Below are 255 nucleotides of genomic sequence, written 5' to 3'. Positions count from 1 at the left end.
TTGACCTAACACCAATCAAGAAAATTATTGTTGCAGACAAAGTGGTGTTAGACCCAATTTACTTTGAGTTTGACAAATCTAACATTACACCACAAGGAGCATTAGAGTTAGACAAACTAGTCTTAGTAATGAACAAATACCCAGAAATGGTAATTTATGCAACATCACATACAGATAGTAGAGGTCCTGCAGGTTATAACATGAGCTTATCTGATAGAAGAGCTAAATCTACAGTAGCTTACATCGTATCTAAAG

1 protein-coding gene is annotated in these 255 nt (G+C 34.9%); it reads left to right on the top strand.

Annotation, left to right across the window (positions count from 1 at the left end; all coding sequences use genetic code 11):
• On the top strand, positions 1–255 hold a 255-nt coding region (locus V6251_RS15585; RefSeq protein ID WP_341589037.1), incomplete at both ends, for an OmpA family protein.

The organism is Olleya sp. Ti.3.14 (genome assembly GCF_038154885.1).
Classification (GTDB): Bacteria; Bacteroidota; Bacteroidia; order Flavobacteriales; family Flavobacteriaceae; genus Olleya.
The sequence above is the reverse complement of the archived record's forward strand: the minus strand, read 5'-3'. Positions and strand labels throughout refer to the sequence as shown.